Below are 24,086 nucleotides of genomic sequence, written 5' to 3' on the forward strand. Positions count from 1 at the left end.
ATTTATGACCATTTGGAAGAAGGTATTGATAAAATGATCTATATTAAAGATTTAATGAGTGGTCTTGAAATATTTAAGGCGCTTAGTTCTGAAATCAGAATCCTCATACTCGAACTTTTAGCTACCAATCAAGCACTGAATCTGAATGAAATTGCCAAAAAGCTGAACCTCAGCAATGGCGCAATCACGATGCATATTAAAAAGTTAGAAGAAAGCGGTCTCATCGAGATAAACACATCCGTGGGTAAACACGGTATTCAGAAGGTCTGCTATTTAAATAAGGATAAGCTTATTGTTGATCTTCGCAGCAAGGATGTTGATAATCTCTACGAAGTAGAAATCCAAGTAGGACATTATAGCAACTATCAGGCTGTTCCGACCTGCGGACTTGCTACCAAAGACAGCATTATCGGCGACTTCGACGAACCCCGTTATTTCGCTGATCCTCAGCGGATTGAATCCGAGATCATTTGGATGGCTGAAGGCTTTCTTGAATATAGAATTCCGAACTATCTTAAAGCTAATCAAACGTTCCGCGAAATCCAATTCTCGATGGAGATTGGCTCTGAGGCCCCTGGATCTAACGATAACTATCCCTCCGATCTTTATTTCTACTTAAATGGAATTGAAATCGGCTACTGGACTAGTCCTGGAGATTTCGGAGACACGCGTGGAACGTTTAATCCAGACTGGTGGCCTCCACATTTAAACCAATATGGTATGCTCAAACTGATTCGTATCAATAATGAAGGTAGCTTTATTGACGGTTGCCGGATTTCTGACGTGACCCTGGATGATATTCAGCTTGACTACAAGAGCGAGCTTACTTTCCGGATAGCCGTAACGGACAAGCCTGTAAACAAACGCGGACTCACCATTTACGGCAAGCATTTTGGCAACTATAGCCAGGACTTACTGGCACGTGTACTATATGATGTTCATGAAGTAGAAATTGGCGCTTCTCGTACTGCCGTTACCTTATCAGAGTAAAACATTCCCTAAACAAAAAGACCTTAGAACCAGCAATAACTGTTCTAAGGTCTTCTTTTGCGTTGTATATTTTTTTGAGTTTGACTCATAATAACCTTGTCTCCCAAACCACCGAGAAGGAGTGTTTCGAATGCGTGAAGGTCTAATTCCCGCTGTTCTTGGAACCGTCGTAACCGCTTCTAGCGCCGCTTTTCTTGGAAGCAAGTATAAGATGGCAGCAACAGGCGTACTTGGATTTGGTCTGGCTCATGTCGTATTGGGTGCCATTGATCTGTTTGAGCATCGGTAAGGATTGGAAGATGCCGGGTAGCATAAACACTGCCCGGTTTTTTTGATATACATATTGGCGCAATTACAGCTACTTCTTCATACACGAATCATAAATCATGAATCCAACATTCCATGAAGCATACGGAATCAGATGACGTTATTTGCTTATTTTTAGCCTCTCGTTTTCAATAGCAGGAACCACACCAAACTCATACTAAGAAGGGCTGTCTCATCAGCTATTTTCATAGCCTTTGGGACAGCCCTTCTTAGTATGTTGAATATTTATTTTATAGCAATATAAAATAAACGTTCCGCATCATCATCCGCCTCTATCCACTCGAAATCAGCGTAAGTCTTCACATCACTAAATCCAGCTTTAAGCAGTTCATCCTTCATCCACTGAGGATCGTAGGCACGCTGAATATGTGTCTCTTCGAAACGGCGATATACATCACCCCGTCCCTCTTCGCGAGCGAAAATGGACAGATTATGTTCTATTTCGCGGCGAGGGACATCCATCTCACAAGTCCAAATATAAGACACCGATGGTTCGTCCAGAATAAAGGGCTGCTCTTCTTCATAACGGATCAGTGTGTTTGGATGATGTACATCGAACAGAAAGGTGCCGCCTTGCTTTAGTCCTGCAAAGGTACTAGCAAAGACAGCTCTGATATCGTCTTCTTCCAGCACATAATTCAGACAATCACAGAAAGAAATCACAGAATCCACAAGCTCTGGAAGCTCCCATTCCTTCATGTTTTGTCTAATCCAACGAACACTACCTTCGCGCAAGAAGCGCCGTCCCTGGGGATGCTCTTCCATTTTGCGCTGTGCCACTGAGAGCATATCTGAAGATAGATCGATTCCGGTCATATGATACCCTGAACCCGCCAAAGGAATAGTGATACTCCCGGTGCCGCAGCCAAGCTCAGCCACGGTTACAGGCTTACCGTATTTGCTCCATGCGGTTTCAGCAAAGGAGATCCAATCAGGATACGGCATATCTGCCATGAGCTCATCGTATACATAAGCAAATTTCCCATAGGAAGACACTAGTACACCGCTTTCTATTACAACATTTAATATGACTCTATTATTGACCCATCAAGCATAAACGCTCTCGGCGTCCCCACAAGATCTCTTATATTTTAAATTATTCGGTTGTTTCTTCATTTCCCTCGGTTGAACCTTCCTCTTCCTTAGGAGCAAGATACGTCCAATTCTCTTTTTGGGTAATATGGCCTTCCTTCATCAGCTTACCAAGCGCACGCTTAAACGCTGATTTGCTAATTCCGAAACGCTGCTTGATAATGTCAGGTGGTGTTGCATCTGAATAAGGCATCGCTCCACCCGGACGGGCATGCAAGAACTCCAAAATCGTGGCAGAATCTACATCCATACCTACTTCTTTACGGAGACCCATAGAAAGGTTAACACGTCCATCCTCGCGAATATGGGAGACACGTGCTTCGAACTGTTCTCCAAGACGCAGTAAACGACTCCGTTCAGAGGAATGGACCATACCGATAATACCAAAGCCTAAAACCCCAGCATCTACAAGAACAAAAGTCCCCATCTGCAGCGGTTTGTACACCCGGGCTGTTACAGTCTGTCCCATCCAGGATTCAGGTGCAGGAAGTGCTAGCGGAGCTAGTTCCTGTTCTCCGGCTAATTTAGCACGAAGACGCCCCTGTTTATCATGCTCCATAATCGCATACACATAGTCACCGATCTGAGGGCGCAGCTCTGGAAGCTCTGGAAGCTCACGAATGGGCAGCAGCAGCTGCCGTCCGAGACCCATTTCCAAGAAGCAACCTAGACGCGGATGGATATCAGCCACTTCCAATAAGGCCATTTCGCCCAATGTCAGAAACGGTTTCTTCATCGTTGCCGCTAGACGGTCCTCGGTATCGAAGAAGATAAAGACTTCAACTTTATCACCTGTCTTAACCTTCTCGGTAAGCTCAGTATAATGCAGCATAACATCCTGATCTCCTGCATTCAGGAAAAATCCGTATGGGGATACCTCTCTTACTACATTAAGTGTAACTGTAGTTCCTGCAATCAGGCTCATACAGTCTCCACTACCTTCGCATCCGACCACAGACGCTCGATATTGTAATATTCACGTTCATCGCGGTGGAAAATATGAACGATAACATCCCCAAGATCCATCAGCACCCAGCGTGCTGAATCCATTCCTTCAATCCCCTTGATTACGCCGCCTGCTTCATGGACCACTTTGCGGACTTCGGTAGCAATGGACTGTACTTGGATATCCGAATTACCATGACACACGATGAAGTAATCACTAATCGGTGAAACAGTACGCAGATCTAATGCCACTACGTTCATTGCTTTTTTATCTTCCACAGCCTTAAGGGCTAGTTCTAACAGCTTGCTTGGTTGTACACTCATATTTTATCCTCCAATATTCTAACTAAATCATTACGCGCCAGTACCGTTAACGGAAAGATCACTCGGCGTTTTTCCAGTAGCAAACTAATCGTAGAATCAAATCCCGCAACTAGTCCTTCTTCCAAACTTACTTTTGCCAGCTTACGTATCTTATCAACCCCTGGAAAATCGCGGCCAGGCTCGATATAGTCGGCGAGACAGACAATTTTCTCAAGTAAACTCATGTCTTCACGACCTGAGGTGTGAAAACGGATCGCATTAAGAATATCCGGATCTGTGATCCCATAATCTTGCTCTGCTACAAAAGCACCTACTTCCGAATGCCACAGCTGCTTGTCATGCTTCAGAAGATTCAAGTTCAGATGATTCTCCTCGATAATCTCCTTCATTCTCTCCACAGGCCAGTACTTGGCCACATCATGCAGAATTGCCGCTGTCTCCGCACGCTCAGGATCAGCGCCATATTGCTCCGCTAGTTGAATGGATGACTCCATGACGCCCAGTGTATGCTTCCAGCGTTTAGCAGGCATTTGTGCCCGAACCGCCTCAATCAGAGCTTCGCGGCTGTATGCCATACAATCCACTCCTTTGAACATAATCGAACACTGCCTCAGGTACCATATAACGAATGGACTTTCCAGTTGCAGCCCGTTCTCTTAACATCGTTGATGAAATATCAACCAGAGGCATATCTGCTAGAAGTACCTTTTCTGCTATATAAGTTGGCAATGCGTCTAGATCAAGAGGTGTTCCCGGACGACCTACGCCGATAAATGTAAGCCGCTGCACAAGCTCTTCAATCTCGTTCCATTTCGGTAAATACTGGACCATATCCGCTCCGATGATGAAATAAAGATCGAAATGCGGATACGCCTCTTGCAGCCTTCTTATGGTCTCATACGTATAGGAAACGCCACCTCTGACAACTTCCCAATCTAATGTGCGAAAAGCATCATGATTGTGTATCGCTTCCTGCACCATTGCCAGCCGATCTGCGCCAGATACCCCTGCCTCATGTTTATGAGGCGGAATATGTGAAGGCATAAACCATACTTCTTGAAGTCCATAAGTTTCTCTAGCGGCTTCCGCTGCCATCATATGACCAATATGAAGAGGATCAAAGGTACCTCCCATAATTCCAACTTTCAAGAGGACGACCTCCTCCGTAGTATGCTTTCAGGTATTAGCGGGGCAACTCAATGGTTTTGTTATCACGCGATTCTTTGTACAAGACAATGGTCTTTCCGATCACTTGTACTAGCTCAGAACCCGATTGTTCGGCAAGTTGCGCACCGATTTCCTTGGGATTCTCAATATTGTTGCTCAGTATACTAATCTTCATAAGTTCACGCTTCTCAATAGCTTCTTCAATGTGGCGTACGAGGTGATCGTTTACTCCACCTTTGCCCACTTGAAAAATAGGATCGAGGTGATGCGCCAATGAACGAAGATACCGTGTTTGTTTACCAGTTAACATAAATGAATAACTCCTTAATTAACATATATTATTACCCTAAATTGATGAATCCATTTCTTACTCTTTTCCACCCAGACAATGGAGTATGGTCTGTCGCATGATTTCCGTAGGAGCAGGCTGCCCTGTCCAATACTCCAATGCATAAGCCCCTTGATAGACAAACATCCCGAGGCCTCCATGAATCGTACAGCCTCGTTCAAGTCCTTCTAACAATAGACGCGTGCGCAGTGGATTATAAATCAGATCACTTACGACCATCCCTGCACGAAGTAGTTCAGGATCTATAGGTGTCTCATCCATATGAGGATACATTCCTACGGAGGTTGTATTGATCAGTACATCAACGCCATCCAGCATTTCCGCTACTTCGTTCATGCTAATCCCGACCACATTCCCTTTGCTCTGGCACTCTGCAGCCAAGTCCTGTGCCTTATCAGCACTGCGATTAGCGATAAGGATAGAAGAAGGCTTCTCCTGAAGCAGTGCGGCAACAATTCCTCTAGCTGCTCCACCGGCTCCAATCACCATAATCTTCGTACCTGACAAATCAGAAATGGCTTCCGCTTTAAGCGAACGTACATAACCGATTCCATCCGTATTATATCCGGTGAGTATCCCGTTATTATTAACAATCGTATTGACTGCACCAACGGCTACCGCACTTTCATCTAATAGATCCACATAAGACATCACCGCAACCTTATGCGGAATCGTCACATTTACCCCACGGAATCCAAGCGTGCGAATCGCTTGCACTGCATCCTCCAGATTCTCTGGAAGGATATGAAGCGGCACGTAAGCCCCCGGAATTCCCAGTGCTTGCAGTGCTGCTTCATGCATAATAGGAGATTTGGATTGTATAATAGGATCTCCCATTACGCCCAGTAAAATATTCCCGGTATTGTAGCCCTCGGTTGCAGTAATCAAAGACACTGTAATAGCCTCCCGTTAGATCATCGAAGGGCGGGTAAGCACCTTCACACCACGCGGAACGTGGATAGCCACGACTGCGCCTTCTGTCCCGTTGACCTTAATCCAGCCCAAACCTGAAATATATAGATCGCTCCGACTGCCTTTATTAATTCGGAACTCATGACGTTGCCATGGTGGCAGCTTGTCCATCCGGTCACTTCCTGGAGGAGACAACATTTCACCACGATGGTCCGCATAAAGGGAATCTGCACGTTCCAGTTTGGTGCGATGGATTTTTAAAGTACCACTAATAAAGCAAGTGAACGATTGATGCGGACCTTGCACGAAATCAAAACGTCCCAGTCCACCGAAGAATAGCGTCTGTCCTTCATTCAACTGATAGACAGCAGGCTTCAACGGATTGGCCGGCATAACTGCATCCAGATCCTGACGTTCAACTAGTTCACTATAACGCCATGGATACACGATCCCTGGCGTATCTATTATATAGTGGCCATCATCTAGTGGGATTTTGACCGTATCGAGTGTTGTACCAGGATAACGCGAGGTGGTTAACTCCTGCTCCAAATCACTATAGTCCGAAATCAAACGGTTGATAAGCGTGGATTTCCCTACATTCGTAGCACCCACTACATAAACATCACGCTCACCACGCAGTTCTGTTACGGCTTCCAGTAAACGGTCAAAGCCTTGATTACGTTTCGCACTACAAAGTACGATTTCAGCTGTCCGCAATCCTTCTTCTTTACAGCGTTGTTGCATCCAGTTACGCAGTTTATTCCAGTTCGTAACCTTAGGTAGCAGATCACATTTATTCACTGCAAGAATAACTGGGTTATTACCGACAAACCGCTGAAGGCCGGAAATCAAACTGCCTTCAAAATCGAAAATGTCAACAATATGAATAACAAGTGCATTCTTCTCCCCTACTCCACTCAGCAAGCGAAGAAATTCATCCTGGTTAACAGAAACAGATGAAGCCTCGTTATAATTCTTAATCCGGAAACAGCGTTGGCAAATCACAGGGTCCCGATCTAGTGCGACTTCCGGAAGGTATCCTGGTCGATCCTTATGCTCCGTCTGAAGCTTGATACCACAACCGCTACACTTCTCAGTACGCTGTGTTTCACTTTGTTCGTTCATTACTATTTTTCCTCCTCGTGCCACAATCCTTTTTTACGAAGCCGTGTCAGAGCAACTCGCTCTACCCGACGATTAAATCTTGTGCCGAACCCTTCATCCTTAACGGAGATTGGCAGCACCAATACGGTATACAGGCCAAGCCGATTTCCACCGTATACATCTGTAAGCATTTGGTCTCCCACCACAATCGTCTGCTCCGGTGGCAACTCCATCTGCTTCATCGCTTTGAGAAAAGGAGCATTACTCGGTTTACGAGCCTGATGCACAAATTCAATATTAAGCGGTGTAGCAAAGCGTGACACCCGTTCCATGTTGTTATTGGATACGATGATGAGCTTAAAGCCCACTTCCTTCACCTTCTCAAACCATAACAACAGCTCCGGAGTAGCCACAGGCGCTTTGGCACCGACCAGTGTGTTATCCAGATCCGTAATGATTCCACGGTATCCCTGTCGATACAGCTCTTCTAGAGAAATATCGAATACCGTATTCACCCGGAGTTTGGGAACTAACATTTCAAACAATACGTTCACCTCGATTTCATACAAAAAACTATAACATACTCCATGCTCTACGCAAATAAATCTATAGCAATGATTTACTGCATAAACGCTATTTCTTGGATCTTATCGTTCTCCGCAGCCGCAAAGCTTCAGTATACACGCTCTGCCAGTCTTTGTCTTCAATAACATCAGGGCTATACTTCGCTTGTTCAAACATCGTTAGCAGTGAAGAAAGATGATTGGCCACAGCAGGTCGTTCATGACTCCAGCGGGCAACGGCTTCACGCAATGTTTCATGCTCTTCCTTCATCATTCCCTTACGATGCAAATACCTTACCCAACGCTCAGTTTCAGCCACAACTTTCTGATCAGGCGTTAAAGGTCGGCCCGTTCGCATCTGTTGAACGAAGAAGCGAAGCTTAAAGCGCATATGCCAAACTTTAAAAATAGTCCAGGATAATAATACAACCACTGCCGCCAAAATTACCCATAAACCCACATGGAAGCCTTGATCTGCTTGTGCATTAGTCACAGGTGCAGGTGTTGGTTCTGCCATTTCATCTTGATCTTCCGGGTCTGTCTCAGGTATTTGCTCATTCTTAGTCAGGAGAGGAGCATTAAACCCCGGTGTAGCTTCAACAGGAATCCAACCATACTCACCAAAATAGACCTCAGCCCAGGAATGGGCATCTGCATTGGTAATCGTGTAATTATTATTTGCCGCACCCACCTGCTGCTCCAGATTCATAGGCATTTCTGGCTGTTCTCCAGGTGCATAACCTTTAACCCATCTTGCAGGGATGTTTAGGGAACGTGCCATAGTGACTAGTGCCGTAGAATAATAATCACAGTAACCTTCCTTCAGCTCGAACAAAAATCCATCTACAAAATCCTCACTTGAAACACGTGTTATATCCGGCTTGTTGGTATATGGAAAGGTTTGTTGTAAGTATTGTTGCAAAAGTGCTGTTTTTTCATACGGAGTTGTTCCTTGGGCTGTAATTTCCTCGGCCAGATCTTTAACCCGTCGAGGGAAGTCATCAGGCAGCTGAAGGAAGCTTTCCTCCAGATCATTACCTTTGTATAGCTCCTCATAGGTCTTTGCTGTCAATTCCTGAACAGGAATGACGGGAACTTCAGAAGTCAGCTCGAAGGTGGAAGGATAGTCTAGTTTTTTCTTATCCATATCCCATAGAAGCTCACTATCACGATCTCTCCAGAAAAGACCCTTCCCGGCTGCCTCCCCATTCAATGAATCCACCGAAGTTACAGAATAAGCACCGAATAACACCGGAAACTCATTATTATTAAGCACTTTAACCGTCTGTTTCAGTGTGCGGGTAGTGACCTTAGAAGCCACACTTTGCTCCAAGGATTTCCCCGTCTCCACCTCTTCTATAGGTCCTCGCTTCAATCGATCCTTATCCGACCATCCACTTCCAGAATAGATTCTGCGTGTTTCTCCTCGCATATAAACACGCAAATCTGAAACCACTGTCATCACCGGGGTATAATCGAAGTTAAAGCCCCCGCCCAGGTTGTCATCATTCAGACTATAGCCAGACGAAGTATTGTTAACAGAAGAACCTGAGCCCGTATTGGAATTCGTTGTTCCAGTTGTGCTCTTACCAGAAGATTTCCCAATTCCATTCCACTCTTGCCACGCTGTATAAGGATCCGTCAAAGTAGGCCTTACATCCGGCATATTCACACCGATTAAAATAACCAGAGAGAAGACGATTGCGATATTCATGACTATTTTCGAGGGATATTCCAGCAAATGTACCCATCCACGCGGATAATGTAGCTGAAAACTTCTCAGGTGCTGGCTGACAAGCCATCCCATACCCGCAAATACTGTCCAAGCCACTTCCTGCCACAATACAATAGATGTAAAGGAATCAAGCGCAGCCAGCGCTACAATGTTCATTCCTATAAACCATAAGATACGCTTCTTAGAGGATACCCACCAAGACGATAGCAACAGCAAAGCAGAGGCACCAAGAGCAAACCAGATATACGGCACCATATACACACTAGTATCCTGGAGTTTATCAAGAAGGGTTGTGGACCATGGATCAGGAACATAAATTCCATAATTAGTAATGTTGCGATAAACGATATAAATAATAGCTGCTGCTTCTATAATCAGTCTGAATTGAACTTTAACAGGGATAAAAATCTCAATGACGGTGATCGTTAGAAGGGCAGCCCATACAGAAGCAGTGGTTTGATTTAACCAGATGGGTTCCGTATAAGAAATCCACTGCTGTGCAATAATCAATAGCCAAAATAGGCCGACAGAACGGTGCCAGGAGAATTTTATCTGATTCCACCAGGTTCTCATATCATCCTTCCCCTCCTAACACTGAGGGAAGCTCTTGAAGCGAGCTAATACCATAACCGGTTATTCCGCGAGTCCTAAGGACGTCTATCCATTCGTTACCACTATTTATCTCTGCGGAATTTCGCACATGAATGTGAGAAGCAGTCATTCCTCTGCTATCAGCCCAGCGTAGTGCATCAAGTACAGGCTGTCCACGCTGTGGACTGATTAACACGAAGTAAGAACCTTTAGGAAACATACGGTATCCCTTTTCCAATCGGGAGATAAGCGGACCGCGTCCCTCAGCGTTTAGATCGATTAAATATTGAATCATCTTCTGACGTTCAGCAGCACCTTCAACAGGTGCGAACACCTTCGTCGTCTTATCCAAACAACACAGACCAATTCCAATTCTCTCCCGAATGCCGAAGCCGAGGAGTGATGCCGTCACCGAAACTGCTAGTTCGAATTGATTCGTATTCATATAAGCTGATGTGCTTCCATCAAGGACTAGAATGGTTTTGGGAATCGACTCATGCTCAAACTCTTTGGATTTCCAAGAGCCTGTCTTAGCAGTAGCGTTCCAGTGAATTCGCGTCAAGCGATCACCATATACATAGTCACGGACGCCATTAATCTGTGTGGTTTCACGCCGAGATTGAACAACGGATGTCTGCGGTCCAGATAGCCGAGATCTTCTCTCATATAACTGCCAGCGCGGAACGTAGATCGCACGAGGCAAAACCTGAAATTGTCCTTCCGATAAAAATGTTCCCTTATGCTCGACAAGCCCAAATATATCTTGGCTGATAATATCCGTATTAGCGAATGTGTATGTTCCACGCTCTAAGGCTGGTGTCTGAAACTTTAGTTCCCCAATGCCTCTGAGGCTTGGGATCAAACTTTCTTCAAATACCCACGATTCTCCATTATGCCGCTTAAGAACTTCCCTTACAACAACGTAAGGCAAGGGCAAAATCCCGGGGATTGTAACCTTTAGTTTTACACGAAGATGCCCTCCAGCAGAGAGCAAATCCCCCTTGTCTTGTTCAGAATAAAGACTGCGGGTGCCCTTAGCTCGCCGAACGCCTCCTAAACCTCCAGCAATCAAATATGCAATAAGTACAGAGACCATGATAAACAACATAAATGCAGTTTTCCCGCCCTGAAAAAGTACATATAAGAGTGTAATACTCCAAATTACAAGGATGCTTGCAAGCTTAGAGGGCTGAATGATGGCTGCAACCGACGACAAATAACGTCTCATATCATTGCCTCATCGTAACAGGCACATGAATGCTCTGCAGAAGCTTTTGAAGCAAAGATTCTACGCTAATATTATCTAGGCGCGACTCTGGACGCAGCAATATCCGATGACCCAAGGCAAATGGAGTAAGGATCTTCACGTCATCAGGCAGAACGTAATCTCGTCCTTGCAAAAAGGCATAAGCTTTACAAGCCATCATAAAGGATAGTGAGGCACGTGGACTTGCACCCAGCATTACAAGTGGATGTTCTCTTGTCTGCCGCACAATATCTAACAAGTAATTCAGCACAGGATCACTCATGAAGATGTCGCGAATTTCTTCCTGAATCCCTGCAATTTGTTCCATGCTTGTTACTGGAGAAAGCCTGTCCACCGGTTGGCCTTCCTGATGGCTCAGCAATAAATTTTTCTCCGTCGCTGCATCAGGATATCCGAGGCTAATTCTCAGCATGAATCGATCTAATTGGGCTTCAGGCAGTGTATAGGTTCCCTCAAAGTCTATCGGATTCTGGGTAGCACATAACATGAAAGGATGAGGAAGTGGATACGTCTCTCCATCTACGGTAACGTTTCGTTCCTCCATCACTTCCAGAAGTGCGGATTGTGTCTTCGTAGTGGCACGGTTAATCTCATCGGCTAGCAAAATATTCGTCATCACCGGACCAGGCCGGAAATGAAACATCTCATCCCTAGGATGATAGACAGATACACCTGTAATATCACTCGGAAGTATATCTGGATTACATTGAATCCGGCGATATTCACCGGACATTGATCTTGAAAGTGCGCGTATTAGCTGGGTTTTTCCTGTTCCCGGTACATCCTCGATCAATACATGACCACCAGCAAGCAGAGCGGTTAACAATAATTGTATTTCAAATGATTTTCCAAGTATGCAGGATTCCAAATTAGTGCGTACAGCATTCATAGTGTGCATCGATTCTTGACGTACGGGCATATATGATCCTCCTAGCCAGAATAAGCAGTATTATTTATATTTTACATGATTAAGGGACCCAAAGTACATTGTTGAAGATCACGAAGTGCGGATACAAAAAAAACCATAAGATGAAACATCCTACAATTTTAAAATACAAAAAAAGGATGCCGTCTTTTTCTGACGACAACCTTTTCATGTAGAATCAACTTTACCCCTTCGGTCGTACAACTAAAGCTGCCAAAAAGGAGAACACAATAGCTGACGAGATGCCCGCACTTGTAATATCAAAAATACCCGTAACTACACCGATCCAGCCATCCCGCTCCAGCTCCGTTAATGCCCCATGAACCAAGGAGTTCCCAAAGCTTGTGATCGGAATGGTTGCCCCAGCACCCGCAAATTTCACAAGTGGGTCGTAAATACCAAAAGCATCAGCAATCGCTCCGGCTACAACTAAGGTACTCATCGTATGTGCAGGTGTCAGCTTCAATACATCGAACATCAGCTGTCCTATAACGCAAATGGCTCCTCCAATCAGAAAAGCCCATAAGTAAATCATCATTATGCTTCACCTCCGCTCTCTATGGCTACGGCATGAGCAACACATGGAATACTCTCTCCCTGCTGATAAGACAAAGGTGATAAAAGTGCGCCCGTTGCCACTATAAGCACCCGTTTAAGTTCACCTTTTTTTAACCGCTTAAGGATATGACCATAGGTTACAACCGCTGAGCACCCGCAGCCGCTTCCTCCAGCGATCACATATTTCTGTTTCTCCAAGTCGTAGATAAGCAAACCACAATCGTCAAAGGTTGTTTGCTCCATAGGAATTCCTTCTTTAGCCAATAGGGTCTTGGCTATAGGTAACCCTACGGATGCCAGGTCGCCGGTAACAATTAAATCATAGTGCCCTGGAGATAAACCTGTATCCCGAAAATGCGCAGTGATTGTATCCGCGGCCGCAGGTGCCATAGCCGTCCCCATATTAAAAGGATCTGTCAAACCAAGATCCATAATACGTCCAAGCGTGGCCGAAACCACGACTGGATAGTTACCCGAACCGTCATTCTGACCCACTACAGCACAACCCGAACCTGTAACTGTATATTGCGCCGTTGGGGGTTTCTGCGAACCATATTCCGTTGGATAACGAAACTGCTTCTCCACCGTACAGTTATGACTTGATGTTCCCGCTAGCGCATACTTACCGCCTCCAGAATCAACGATCATTGAGGCAATCGCAAGGCTCTCCATAGAAGTAGAACAAGCACCAAAGACTCCGAGATAAGGCACACCTAATTTTCTTGCCGCGAAAGAGCTGCTGATAATCTGGTTCATCAAATCTCCGCCGACAAAAAACTCCAGCTTTTGTTTATCGATATTCGCATTAATCAGAGCCAGATGGGAAGCCTTCTCAAACAGAGCGCGCTCGGCCTTCTCCCATGTCTTCTCATCCATTTCCAGCGTATCAAATATAAAATCAAAATCTGAAGCTAAAGGACCTTCTCCCTCCTCCGGTCCAACTACTGCGGAAGAGCCTAAAATAATGGGGCGGTTCGTGAACTCCCATGTCTGACTACCAAGCTGTTTCATGTATGGTGTGCACCTCCTGTGCCCAAAAAGATATAGACGATACCAATTATGAAAGCAGCGACGGCACCAAATACGATGACCGAACCCGCAAGCTTAAACATATTGCCGCCTACACCAAGTACAAGACCCTCAGCGCGGTGCTCCAGAGCTGCAGAGCACATACTGTTTGCGAACCCGGTCACCGGAACTGCGGTTCCTGCACCAGCCCATTGCGCCATTTTGTCGTACACGCCAAAGCTGGTCAGGATTACAGAGAGTAGGATCATCACCGCGACTGTGGGACTGGCAGCTTCTTTGGAGGTCATATCGAAGATTGCCATAAAAGCTTCCTGAACACCTTGTCCAATAACACAGATTATGCCGCCAGCAATAAACGCTCGTATGCAGTTTTTGAATACGGGCCTGGCGGGAACAAAGGGCTTCGACAATTTCTCGTAATCTTGTGGAGTCAGGGTGTCTAGCTTCAGCTTGACACCCGATTTCTTAGTTTTCGCCGGCATTGAGGCACCTCCTGAAAGTTAGGCGAAGGGGGCTGACAAGCATAGTACTCACTTTTAAGCCCCTTAAGTTGCTCTTCGCTTAGAAGTTTTCCTTATTGTTTGCCATCCTCCGCTTCGTTATGTCCCTCCAGTTCAGGAAAAATACAGTAACACAACAATCAGCAATAAAAAGAGCACAAAAATAAGTACTGCTTCTCTTTCCCTTGGATTGTGTCGCCAGTATCGTCTCCGCGTTCCGTTTCCTTGTAGGCTCCTACTTGATAATCCTCCCTGCACCCTTCTTGGGGGTACGCTACCCGCTACCCTCATTCATCTTCGCATCCTTTCTAAGGCTCCTGACCAAAGCCTCTAATGCATAGTATTCGTGGAGCTCGTGCCCGGTGTTCATTGTCTCTTGTCATGGACAAGTGAGCCCAGAATGTTCATACTAGGTTGCAGGAAGAAATAACGATGTAGTCCATTTATGGATAACATCCGTTTCTCGTAGAAATATAAGAATGATGTATAAATGAGTTCTTATATTTTAATAAAGGAGTGAATTCATATGAATCAAGAAACATTGGACATGTTCAAAACACTTACCGAATTTCCCTCAGCCCCAGGATTTGAACGCGAACTCCGCGCTTACGTCAAGGATGCTATGACTCCTTATACTGAAGAGTTCGTACAGGATCGTCTCGGTAGTTTGTTCGGCGTACTGCGCGGCGAAGAGAACGGGCCAAAGATTATGGTCGCCGGGCATTTTGACGAAGTAGGTTTTATGGTAACTGGAATTACTAACACCGGAATGATCCGTTTTCAACCACTTGGCGGCTGGCTTGCCTCTGCTGTTGCATCCCAGCGCCTACATATCATTACACCTAAAGGAACGCTGACCGGAGTTGTTGGCAGTACGCCTATCCATTTGCTAAGCAACGAAGAACGTGGTAAGACTGGCGAAATCAGCAAAATGTATATTGATATCGGTGCAGACAGCCGTGAAGAAGCAGAAAGCTTTGGCGTTAGACCAGGCCAACAAGTTCTGCCGATTTGTCCTTTTACTCCCCTTGCTAATCCCAAAAAAATCTTGGCGAAAGCTTGGGACAACCGTTACGGCGTAGGTCTCGCCATTGAACTAGTTAAAGCATTGCATGGTAAAAAGCTGCCGAATACCGTTTTCGCTGGTGCCACTGTACAAGAGGAAGTAGGTCTTCGGGGCGCGCGTACTGCGGCTAATCTCCTGTCACCAGACATCTTCTTCGGTCTGGACGCGAGCGCTGCTGCCGATATGACTGGTGACAGTCAGGCATTTGGCCATCTGGGCAAAGGGGCTCTCTTGCGTATTTTTGATCCTACGATGGTTACACATCGCGGTCTGATTGAATATGTTCAAGATACAGCGGATACCCACCGGATCAAATATCAGTATTTTGTATCCCAAGGCGGAACAGACGCAGGTCAGGTTCATGTTAGTGGAATTGGCGTTCCTTCCGCAGTAATCGGAATATGCTCCCGCTACATACACACCGCTTCATCAGTGATTCACAGTGATGACTACGATGCTGCTAAAGAGCTTCTGATCAAGCTGGTAGAAGGCCTTGACCGGACTACACTACAGACAATTATTGAGAACAGCTAATCGCACAAGGAATGACAGAAGAAGCCCTCAAACACTTTTACAGTGATTGAGGGCTTCTCTTTATGTGAATAGAACTGAATTAAATCATATCTAACGGCACTTTCCAAGAAGGTATTGGGAAAGCTTCGTCCAGCTTCCAAATTTCATCGTCACTTAGCGTAATCAAGCCTGCAGCAGCATTCTCAATGACGTGCTTACGAGAAGAAGCTTTTGGGATAGAAATAACATCCTCTTCACGCATCGTCCAAGCTAACATAATCTGAAGCGGAGTTGCCTGATGTGCACTGGCGATTTCCTGAACGACTTCACTCTCGATTACTCCTTTTCGGAGTGAACCAGCTTGTGCAAGCGGTGAGTAAGCCATTACCGGGATCTTGTGACTTCTCTGCCATGGCAGCAGTTCAGTTTCAATTCCTCTGGACCCTAAATGATATAGAATCTGATTGGTTGCACAATGCGTTCCACCAGCAATACCAAGCAGTTCTTTCATATCGTCGACATCGAAATTGGATACACCCCATCTTGCTATTTTTCCTTGAGAGACTAGTTTCTCCATACCTACAACAGTCTCTTCTAGTGGAATATCTCCCCGCCAATGCAGCAAATAAAGATCCAGATGATCCGTATTCAAGCGTTTCAAGCTTTCTTCACAGCTGCGGATAAGGTTCTCATTCCCGGCATGATGTGGATAGACTTTTGACACCAAGTAAACTTGATCCCGAATGCCTTGGATAGCCTCACCTACTAAAAGCTCCGAGCGTCCGTCCCCATACATCTCAGCCGTATCTATTAAATCCATGCCTAGCTCCACGCCTAATCGCAGGGAAGCAATCTCTTCGTCCCTACGGGAATTGTCGTCACCCATATTCCAAGTGCCCTGCCCAATTCTGGGAAGTGACGTTCCATCTGGAAGCAGCATGCGGTTAGATTGGTTCATTCTTGCGATTTCAGCCAAATGTTCGATTGAATCCTTAGTCATATTAAAAATCCCCTTATTGAAGTATTGTATACTTACTTTATACGACCTATAAGAACCTTTCTAAACATCTGAATCGTGTCCAATTTATAACTAATCTCTCTTTTGAAGAGAAAAAGTAAAGAATGAATACCTGACTAAGCTATCAGCTTTAGTCCCACAGCAGCCCCCAGAATCATAATAATACAGACGATCCGGCGCCAGTCTTTGGCCTCTCCATACAATATCATCCCCAGAATCGCTCCGCCGGATGCACCGATCCCCGTCCATACCGCATAAGCTGTTCCCATCGGCAGACTCTTCATAGCTAAAGACAGGAACAGAAAGCTTGCTCCAAAACCAAGAAAGAGCAGCGCGAACGACAGGAAATTCCGGTGTTTATTCAACCTATTAATCATAGCTACGCCAAACATTTCAAATAAACCAGCAACGACCAGAAATACCCATGCCATTTAAGACGCCCCCTTTACTTCGGCTTCTTTGGTCACCATTTTCAATCCTATAACGCCTGCCAGCAAAATAACCACTAGAACCAGCTTCATCAACTTGAACGGTTCTCCGAATAAAACCATGTCCGCAACTACTGTCCCTGCAGTTCCTAGACCAACAAACACGGAATATACCGTGCCGACCGGCAATTTGGTACTCGCTGAAATCATCACATAAAAGCTTATTATTATAGCTACCACAGTTATCAGCCACTCCCACATCGTGGAGGCATGTTTTAAGCCGATGACCCACATGACCTCGAAAACAGCTGCACCAACTACCTTTAACCACTCTGAATTGTTCTTCATTCCAAGCCCTCCTTCAATTCACTAACTTTATAATTGCCCACGAAACAAACAAATAAGCCCGGAAGGTCATCGTCATTTATAACGATACCTCCCGGGCTTTTATCCCTCCGTGTAGACACGAACGATGCTGTTCGTGCGTTTTCCCTCGGACCAGACCAGCTGTGCACCAGCTGCGGAACCCTAGAAAACAATAACTATTAAGTTACATCGTATGGTAGCAAATCGGGGTGATAAAATCAACCTTTTCTAAATAAAAAAGAACAAACTCATAGCAACTATCAAGAAAGGTTGAAGATAAGCGTTGATTTCATTTCCTTAAATCCATTTATTCAATATTATGGTACAATTTAAGAAAATACAGCTTATAATGAACAACTAGGAGGGCGATCTAATGGTCTTTGGGATACTGTTTATTGGTGTTATAGTATTTATAATCGTACAGTCCGTAGTTCGTAATGGTTCAAGCTCGAACAGCAACCGATTTGAAAGAAATAGACGAGATGACGCCGCCAACATGTCTTTTATGGCAGCTAGCCATCCAGATCTGCTGGATACAAATAACCCGAATCATTCTAATCACCAACATCAACAACACCATCACGGGAGCGACTCCCATCACCATTCCGGACATGACAGCGGTCATAGCTGGGGTGGGGATAGCGGACACAGTGGCGGGGGAGATTTCGGCGGAGGAGATTCCGGTGGGGGTGGCGGATGTGATTAGAGCGTTACTCTATAATAAAAGGAAAAGGGCATCCCTGATATTGCTTCAGGAATGCCCTTTTTATGTTTATAGTCCTTTTAATACGTCAAGAATCTTTGCTTGCGTGTGACTTAAAAAATTCTCAGCACCGTGCGGGTGTATTGGTTCACTCCAAGCGAATCCATCGCCTTCGTATCTAGGGATAATATGCATATGATAGTGGGTCAAATCGTTAAACTTTCCGCCATTTTGGCAAATGCTTATACCTTCTGGTTCGAACAAAGTCTTCAGAACAACTGACAACCTCTTCGCCCCGTCCATTATCGCATAGGAAGTCTCAGAGTCGATGTCTTCGAGATCCCAGTAATGCTTTTTAGGAAGGATCAGGAGATGTCCTTCGTTAAACGGAGCGATATCTAGCACACAAGTAATAAATTCATTCTCATATACTACTTTTACGTTAGGCTCAATTCCGTTAGCAATCCGACATCCCAAACACTCCATATAGCACACTCCATCCCATAATCAAAGGTCATCTCTAATATTGATTAAATTGAAACCGGCTGAGAAGCACCTCACCGTTAAAAACTACATAAACATCGCTAGTACCCGGCTCCACGGATACTTCGTCTTTCAATGTGTCCCACTGTTGCAGAACTCCACCAGAAGGGACGGTCACGGTTCCAACCAGTTTCCCAGCTGCGCTTCCGGTTCTGATCTCAATGCTGCCACCTTTTGCAGAGGAGACCAGAGCTTCAATTGCTACTGCTCCATGATTGAACAATACGTCATTAAAAGCGATCCAAGCGCCCTCTTTTACCGGATGTACCGAAGCCCCGCCTGCTTTGCATTCGTCCAGATATACGCCTTCGTAGTCATCATAGTTCTCTGCTTTGGTGTTGTTATATAAATTACGGGAAGGAATGATGTCCCCTTTCACCGTTACTACTGAAGATAATTTAATATCAGCAGAAGAACGGCCGATCTGAATTGCGTATTCTCCATTTTCGACGCAATATTGTTCGCGTGTAACATCCCAGAATGCTAACTCTGTAGCTGGTAATGCAAACTCTATAGTATTCGATTGACCTGCGGTAATGCTCACTTTTTCAAAGCCCTTCAGCTGTTTAACCGGACGTTTGACCCGGGAATTCAAAGCTTGCACATATAACTGAACAACCTCGTCCCCATCGACTGCTCCAGTATTATCCACTTGAACGGAAATGTTAAGCGTATCGTCTTGCTGCAGTTCCTTTGTGCTCAAATTTAGATTCTTGTAATTCATTTCAGCATAACTTAGGCCGTGACCAAAAGGATACAATGGCTTACCGTCAAAGTACATATAGGTTCTTTTACCTTTGATAATATCATAATCCATCAGCTCAGGCAGCTGCTCCACAGAACGGAACCAAGTCATATTCAGCTTGCCAGAAGGACTGTAATCTCCGAACAACACTTCTGCAACCGCATTGCCAAGCTCTTGTCCACTGTGGGATGTATACAATACTGCCGGGATATTCTCGTCAATCCAAGTGGAAGAAATCGGATAACTGCCGACGATAACTACCACTGTATTCGGATTCGCTTCATAGACTGCTTTGACCAAACGTTCCTGCTCTTCCGGAAGTACAATATCAGGTCTGTCGATTTCTTCTTTTCCATTAAGAAGTGGATGATTACCGACAAAAACCACTGCTACCTCAGCTGCTTTGGCAGCTTCTACCGCAGCGTCCAGTCCGTTTGTAACGATGTTCTTTTTGAAAAGACGAGCGTCCACACTTGCGTCCTGATCTGCAACCTGCAGCGTGCCATCCTCAGCATTCACAGAGATCAATTTGTCATTCCAAGTCCGCAAAGAGACTTTACCCTCAGCTTCCGGGACAATGTTCAAGGATTCTTTTACAAACCAGCCGTAGATTTCATCAGCAGATGCTGTAAGTGTCTCCGCTTCGCTTAAAGTTACATACTGTCCACGGCTTGTCGCCTTCAGAGTATTACTATTCCAGCCCCATGCCGTATGTTGAAACAATTCTCCGTGCTCTGCCGTGTCATGCTGTACAGCCAACCTTCCGTCCTCACCCGTAATTCCGATCGCTTGGCCGTTAGCTGTTGAGGTAAAGATAATCTGATCAGCACCGCTCTCAAAAGTAACCTGTTTACCAGGCAGCTTTTTGCTAACACCCTGCAGCGGAGTCACTCCATAAGGTAATGTGCCGGAATACCAGTCTCTGAAAGCTTCATCGCCAAGTGGACCAATAATCGCCACTTTGTTTAATTCAGTCTTGCTCAGTGGCAATGTTACCTGATCATTCTTCAGCAGCACAATGGATTGTTTGGCAGCTTCCAAGGAAAGTGCGGCATGTTTTTTGCTAAGAATTACGGAATCGTCGATTGCTGCATATGGATTACCTTCATCGGGGTCAAACTCTCCCAGACGGAAACGAACTCTAAATGTGTTAGTTAGTGCACGATCCAGATCTTCCTCTGATAGTAGGCCTTGGTCTAGTGCTTCATGAAGAACCTTGATCGTCTCTTCAGTTTCTTCTGTTACGCTGTCAATTCCGTTTTTGATAGATTCCGCCATCGACTGTGCAAAAGATTCATAATACTTATGATCCTTCACAATCCCAAAAAGATCGCCGGCATCGCTTACGATAAACCCATCCATTTCCCATTCGCCTTTGACAACATCCATTACTGCCGGATGAAGAATTACAGGCACGCCATTCACCGAGTTATAGGCGGTCATCATAGACTGTGCGCCACCTTCTTGAAAAGCAGGCTTGAATGCTTCCAGATAATACTCACGCATATTTCTCGGATCGATGCTGGCGGAACAATTTCCGCGTTCGATCTCGTTGTTGTTCCCTAGGAAGTGTTTAAGCGTTGCGACCGCTTTCAAATACACCGGGTGATCGCCTTGGATTCCTTGCACAAGTGATGTACTGAGTTGTCCAGTTAATTCTGGATCTTCACCGTAAGCTTCTTCCGTTCTACCCCAACGTGGGTCACGCTCCATATCCACCGTTGGTGCCCATAATGTCAGGCCATTCACCGTTGGATTCTTTTTGTAAAATGCTCTTGCTTCATCTCCAATGGCCGAGCCGATTTCCTTCATTAACTCTGGGTTCCAAGTACAAGCTAGTCCGCTTGGCTGAGGAAAAGAGGTCGCTTTTCCAAGCCAGGAGATTCCGTGCGCCGCTTCTGTACCATGCTTATAGGCTCCAACGCCTAAACGCTCTATGGCCGCTTGATACTGGGGAATCAGGCTTACTTTTTCATCAAGCGTTAATCTGGAGATCAAATCCTGCACTCGGTCATTTAAGGGTAAATCAATCTGCTGAAATGGATATTTAGATGTCACTGTTTCCATCATAATCGCTCCTTCGATTCAAGTTGATAGCGGTTTCATATGTTCTCGAGGTAGTTGTCTGTGTCTAACACAAATCTGGTCTATCAACATAATCATAGAAGATTAGCTCGATAAGTAACACCTAAACAATCTAAGTGAAAATCAGGTCACAATTAGAGATTTATGGGGTGCTTCGCTCGCCCGTCTCCTTTGGTGAAGTGAGATGCGGATGATAAGGGGGCGAGGTGGATTGGAGAGGGCTGCTCTGGGGTATTTTTACCCCTCTTTTGCCCAATTTTAGCCTTTTGGGTCGGATCTGGGGTATTTTTACCCCTCTTTTACCCAATTCTTGCCTTTTGGGTCGGATCTGGGGTATTTTTACCCCTCTTTCGCCCATTTCCAGCCTTTTGGGTGGGATCTGGGGTATTTTTACCCCTCTTCTGCCCAATTTTAGCCTTATGGGCGGTATCTGGGGTATTTTTACCCCTCTTTTACCCAATTTTAGCCTTATGGGCGGTATCTGGGGTATTTTTACCCCTCTTCTGCCCAATTTTAGCCTTATGGGCGGTATCTGGGGTATTTTAATTGCCTTACCATAACTGAATATCCTTTAAGGAATGGATATATTCATATTTGCAGACTCTACCGCTCTCCTGAGAAACTATTGGGAAAAACTTTCCTTTTTCGCTGAGAGCACTCAGTCCTTTTCGAGCCGTACGCTTATCAATCCCAAGCTCCCTCACCAAATCAACCGGACGAATGCACCCATTCGTGCGAACCGCAATCCGCAAAATATCACGCTCCAGTCGGCTAAACTCCCTTTTCTCCTCCATCTTCACAGCGAGGTACGGCATCAACAATGGTCTTAACAAAGTAATCGTAAGTTCAGGACTCGCATCCAGATCATCATAAGGAATCGCCACGACCCGATAACCCGCGATTTGCAGATAAGTCTCTCGATTCAGCTCCTGCCTGTAGCGTGTTCGGTCTGTATTTTGCACATGTGGGCCGTAGCCCTTTACTTCAAATGCAAACATAACCCGTCCAGGCTTCCACACAAAATCAACAAAGTAGGGCTTGCTACGCCAATCCAACACTTCATATTCAGGATGAAGGTCATTGAAATGCCCCATCATAGGCCACCATACCTTCTCCAAAAACATCCGCTCACCATGGCCATGTCCCCGCTCCAATCTCCCCCGACGTTCTCCTGTTCTTCGACTAATATGATCCTCTACCCACTTACGATGCTCCTCCGCAAATCCCATACTACCTCTCCTCCTTGGCATAAAAAAATCCCGCACCCAATATGGGTACGGGACGTGCTTCGTCCTATTACTCAAAAGTATAATATTCACTTTCTAATACTGTCAATAACACTCAAAAGCCAACACTAGATCCAGCTAAATAAAACTTATCCAGCAAAAAAGCTAATTAGTTTAAGTACGTTAAAGCTATCTCAGGTGAACTATGCTCAGTACGAAATCCCCTAAAGCCTACCGTCGATTCAACTTCCCATTCCAGCTACTTAACCCGCCCTGCAAATGTGCAAGCCGAGTATACCCCTGCTTACTCAGAATCCGCGCTGCACTTTTGCTTCGCATACCGCTGCGGCAGTAGAGCAACACATCCCGATCCTTAGGGATCTCACCGAGCCGCTTTTCCAACTGAGACAGCGGGATGTTTTTCGCCCCCGGAATAAATCCACTCTTGTATTCATCCGGTTCGCGGACATCGATCAGCAGCCTATTTTTGGATTGCTCCATTTCGCTCCGAAACTCTGACACCTTTAGCGTTCTTACACTTACACTTGCGCTTTTACCAAATCCGAGACGGGACATCAATGAGCTTAAATCCATTATCCTTCACAACAACCTTTCACCGAAATGTCGGAGAGTGTTCTTTTGCTTCCTAAAAAATCACCATTTACCGCATATAACTTTCGAAAGCCCTGCTTATAAAGGATCCTCGCAGCTTTATTTCTTTTATAGTAACTATCAGCAAGAATTAGAACCGAATCTTCAGGAGATAGACAGTGTTGCCAGACATAGGCTAACCGCCCAATCGATATATTTATCGAACCACGGATACTATCCTTCTCATAATCTACGGCATCTCTAACATCGAGCATTTTCATGTCCAATGATTGATCTGCTAATTCGCGAACGTCGCGGGCTTCTACATAGGAGAGTGAACGGACTGGCCAAGCGTAACGTAAGAACCTTACAATACTAAAAGCAATTACTATACTCAGTAGAATCGTAAACACCATGTTCATGC

At 45.3% G+C, this 24,086-nt stretch carries 28 protein-coding genes and 1 riboswitch; of the genes, 5 read left to right on the plus strand and 23 right to left on the minus strand.

Going from position 1 to position 24,086, the window contains the following annotated elements:
• Positions 1-33: 33 nt before the first annotated feature.
• Together ACWNM1_RS14210 and ACWNM1_RS14215 are read left to right on the plus strand one after the other, a co-directional pair.
• On the plus strand, positions 34-990 hold the full coding sequence (locus ACWNM1_RS14210; protein WP_042131966.1) for an ArsR/SmtB family transcription factor: 957 nt from the start codon (positions 34-36) through the stop codon (positions 988-990).
• Positions 991-1,120: 130 nt separating this feature from the next.
• Complete coding sequence (locus tag ACWNM1_RS14215) at positions 1,121-1,279, plus strand: hypothetical protein (protein WP_036675694.1); 159 nt, start codon at positions 1,121-1,123, stop codon at positions 1,277-1,279.
• A gap of 263 nt (positions 1,280-1,542) precedes the next feature.
• Here ACWNM1_RS14215 and ACWNM1_RS14220 read toward each other — a convergent pair whose 3' ends face one another.
• The 15 genes from ACWNM1_RS14220 to spoVAC all read right to left on the minus strand — a co-directional run bounded on the left by ACWNM1_RS14220 (position 1,543) and on the right by spoVAC (position 14,360).
• Positions 1,543-2,313: a class I SAM-dependent DNA methyltransferase gene (locus ACWNM1_RS14220; RefSeq protein WP_449601422.1), complete on the minus strand. Its 771-nt coding sequence runs from the start codon at positions 2,311-2,313 to the stop codon at positions 1,543-1,545.
• A gap of 100 nt (positions 2,314-2,413) precedes the next feature.
• A complete protein-coding gene (locus ACWNM1_RS14225; RefSeq protein ID WP_042185974.1) occupies positions 2,414-3,334 on the minus strand; it encodes a CvfB family protein in 921 nt (306 codons plus the stop codon).
• A complete protein-coding gene (rsfS, locus tag ACWNM1_RS14230) occupies positions 3,331-3,678 on the minus strand; it encodes a ribosome silencing factor (RefSeq protein WP_042125383.1) in 348 nt (115 codons plus the stop codon). Before rsfS ends, ACWNM1_RS14225 begins: the two co-directional genes overlap by 4 nt.
• Positions 3,675-4,253: a bis(5'-nucleosyl)-tetraphosphatase (symmetrical) YqeK gene (gene yqeK / locus ACWNM1_RS14235; protein WP_449601423.1), complete on the minus strand. Its 579-nt coding sequence runs from the start codon at positions 4,251-4,253 to the stop codon at positions 3,675-3,677. The genes rsfS and yqeK overlap by 4 nt, the downstream gene beginning before the upstream one ends.
• Positions 4,225-4,827, minus strand: a complete 603-nt coding sequence (locus ACWNM1_RS14240) for a nicotinate-nucleotide adenylyltransferase (protein WP_449601424.1) — start codon at positions 4,825-4,827, stop codon at positions 4,225-4,227. Before ACWNM1_RS14240 ends, yqeK begins: the two co-directional genes overlap by 29 nt.
• A gap of 34 nt (positions 4,828-4,861) precedes the next feature.
• A complete protein-coding gene (yhbY, locus tag ACWNM1_RS14245) occupies positions 4,862-5,155 on the minus strand; it encodes a ribosome assembly RNA-binding protein YhbY (protein ID WP_076284314.1) in 294 nt (97 codons plus the stop codon).
• Between the two features lie 57 nt (positions 5,156-5,212).
• Entirely contained in the window at positions 5,213-6,031 is an 819-nt protein-coding gene (aroE, locus tag ACWNM1_RS14250) for a shikimate dehydrogenase (RefSeq protein ID WP_449601475.1), read from the minus strand.
• Positions 6,032-6,103: 72 nt separating this feature from the next.
• The gene (gene yqeH, locus ACWNM1_RS14255; protein ID WP_449601425.1) at positions 6,104-7,231 is read right to left on the minus strand and encodes a ribosome biogenesis GTPase YqeH; all 1,128 of its coding nucleotides are present in this window, start codon (positions 7,229-7,231) and stop codon (positions 6,104-6,106) included.
• A 2-nt stretch (positions 7,232-7,233) separates the two neighbouring features.
• Positions 7,234-7,755, minus strand: a complete 522-nt coding sequence (locus ACWNM1_RS14260; protein ID WP_042193454.1) for a YqeG family HAD IIIA-type phosphatase — start codon at positions 7,753-7,755, stop codon at positions 7,234-7,236.
• 88 nt (positions 7,756-7,843) lie between these two features.
• The gene (locus ACWNM1_RS14265; RefSeq protein WP_449601426.1) at positions 7,844-10,081 is read right to left on the minus strand and encodes a DUF4129 domain-containing transglutaminase family protein; all 2,238 of its coding nucleotides are present in this window, start codon (positions 10,079-10,081) and stop codon (positions 7,844-7,846) included.
• Position 10,082: 1 nt separating this feature from the next.
• On the minus strand, positions 10,083-11,327 hold the full coding sequence (locus ACWNM1_RS14270; protein ID WP_449601427.1) for a DUF58 domain-containing protein: 1,245 nt from the start codon (positions 11,325-11,327) through the stop codon (positions 10,083-10,085).
• Position 11,328: 1 nt separating this feature from the next.
• Positions 11,329-12,285, minus strand: coding sequence for an AAA family ATPase (locus tag ACWNM1_RS14275; RefSeq protein ID WP_076284318.1), 957 nt, complete (start codon positions 12,283-12,285; stop codon positions 11,329-11,331).
• Positions 12,286-12,475: 190 nt separating this feature from the next.
• Positions 12,476-12,826: a stage V sporulation protein AE gene (gene spoVAE, locus ACWNM1_RS14280; protein WP_036675923.1), complete on the minus strand. Its 351-nt coding sequence runs from the start codon at positions 12,824-12,826 to the stop codon at positions 12,476-12,478.
• A gap of 2 nt (positions 12,827-12,828) precedes the next feature.
• Entirely contained in the window at positions 12,829-13,860 is a 1,032-nt protein-coding gene (gene spoVAD / locus ACWNM1_RS14285) for a stage V sporulation protein AD (protein ID WP_449601428.1), read from the minus strand.
• The gene (spoVAC, locus tag ACWNM1_RS14290) at positions 13,857-14,360 is read right to left on the minus strand and encodes a stage V sporulation protein AC (protein ID WP_449601429.1); all 504 of its coding nucleotides are present in this window, start codon (positions 14,358-14,360) and stop codon (positions 13,857-13,859) included. Before spoVAC ends, spoVAD begins: the two co-directional genes overlap by 4 nt.
• Positions 14,361-14,904: 544 nt before the next feature.
• Here spoVAC and ACWNM1_RS14295 point away from each other — a divergent pair.
• Positions 14,905-15,978: a M42 family metallopeptidase gene (locus tag ACWNM1_RS14295; protein ID WP_042185952.1), complete on the plus strand. Its 1,074-nt coding sequence runs from the start codon at positions 14,905-14,907 to the stop codon at positions 15,976-15,978.
• A 79-nt stretch (positions 15,979-16,057) separates the two neighbouring features.
• Here ACWNM1_RS14295 and ACWNM1_RS14300 read toward each other — a convergent pair whose 3' ends face one another.
• The 3 genes from ACWNM1_RS14300 to ACWNM1_RS14310 all read right to left on the minus strand — a co-directional run bounded on the left by ACWNM1_RS14300 (position 16,058) and on the right by ACWNM1_RS14310 (position 17,751).
• A complete protein-coding gene (locus ACWNM1_RS14300; protein ID WP_449601430.1) occupies positions 16,058-16,957 on the minus strand; it encodes an aldo/keto reductase in 900 nt (299 codons plus the stop codon).
• Positions 16,958-17,091: 134 nt separating this feature from the next.
• Complete coding sequence (locus ACWNM1_RS14305; protein ID WP_042125359.1) at positions 17,092-17,406, minus strand: DMT family transporter; 315 nt, start codon at positions 17,404-17,406, stop codon at positions 17,092-17,094.
• The gene (locus ACWNM1_RS14310; protein WP_449601431.1) at positions 17,407-17,751 is read right to left on the minus strand and encodes a DMT family transporter; all 345 of its coding nucleotides are present in this window, start codon (positions 17,749-17,751) and stop codon (positions 17,407-17,409) included.
• A gap of 86 nt (positions 17,752-17,837) precedes the next feature.
• Positions 17,838-17,946: riboswitch (guanidine-I (ykkC/yxkD leader) on the minus strand.
• Between the two features lie 196 nt (positions 17,947-18,142).
• Between ACWNM1_RS14310 and ACWNM1_RS14315 the strand changes: the two genes are divergently transcribed.
• Entirely contained in the window at positions 18,143-18,475 is a 333-nt protein-coding gene (locus ACWNM1_RS14315; protein ID WP_449601432.1) for a hypothetical protein, read from the plus strand.
• 66 nt (positions 18,476-18,541) lie between these two features.
• On the opposite strand, the gene ACWNM1_RS14320 is transcribed toward ACWNM1_RS14315, so the two are convergent.
• Both ACWNM1_RS14320 and ACWNM1_RS14325 read right to left on the minus strand, forming a co-directional pair.
• On the minus strand, positions 18,542-18,958 hold the full coding sequence (locus tag ACWNM1_RS14320) for an HIT family protein (protein WP_449601433.1): 417 nt from the start codon (positions 18,956-18,958) through the stop codon (positions 18,542-18,544).
• A gap of 34 nt (positions 18,959-18,992) precedes the next feature.
• Entirely contained in the window at positions 18,993-21,827 is a 2,835-nt protein-coding gene (locus ACWNM1_RS14325; protein WP_449601476.1) for a glycoside hydrolase family 3 C-terminal domain-containing protein, read from the minus strand.
• Between the two features lie 224 nt (positions 21,828-22,051).
• Here ACWNM1_RS14325 and ACWNM1_RS14330 point away from each other — a divergent pair, with 224 nt between their 5' ends.
• Complete coding sequence (locus tag ACWNM1_RS14330) at positions 22,052-22,405, plus strand: hypothetical protein (RefSeq protein WP_449601435.1); 354 nt, start codon at positions 22,052-22,054, stop codon at positions 22,403-22,405.
• Here the strand turns inward: ACWNM1_RS14330 and ACWNM1_RS14335 are convergent.
• The 3 genes from ACWNM1_RS14335 to ACWNM1_RS14345 all read right to left on the minus strand — a co-directional run bounded on the left by ACWNM1_RS14335 (position 22,397) and on the right by ACWNM1_RS14345 (position 24,084).
• Positions 22,397-23,074, minus strand: a complete 678-nt coding sequence (locus tag ACWNM1_RS14335; protein WP_449601436.1) for a hypothetical protein — start codon at positions 23,072-23,074, stop codon at positions 22,397-22,399. The two genes, ACWNM1_RS14330 and ACWNM1_RS14335, sit on opposite strands and share 9 nt — an antisense overlap.
• Positions 23,075-23,302: 228 nt before the next feature.
• Positions 23,303-23,665 carry a rhodanese-like domain-containing protein gene (locus ACWNM1_RS14340; RefSeq protein WP_449601438.1) on the minus strand — a complete coding sequence of 121 codons (363 nt, stop codon included), beginning with the start codon at positions 23,663-23,665 and terminating at the stop codon, positions 23,303-23,305.
• Positions 23,665-24,084, minus strand: coding sequence for a rhodanese-like domain-containing protein (locus ACWNM1_RS14345; RefSeq protein WP_449601440.1), 420 nt, complete (start codon positions 24,082-24,084; stop codon positions 23,665-23,667). The genes ACWNM1_RS14340 and ACWNM1_RS14345 overlap by 1 nt, the downstream gene beginning before the upstream one ends.
• Positions 24,085-24,086 lie beyond the last annotated feature (2 nt).

The organism is Paenibacillus sp. Marseille-Q9583, assembly GCF_976954365.1.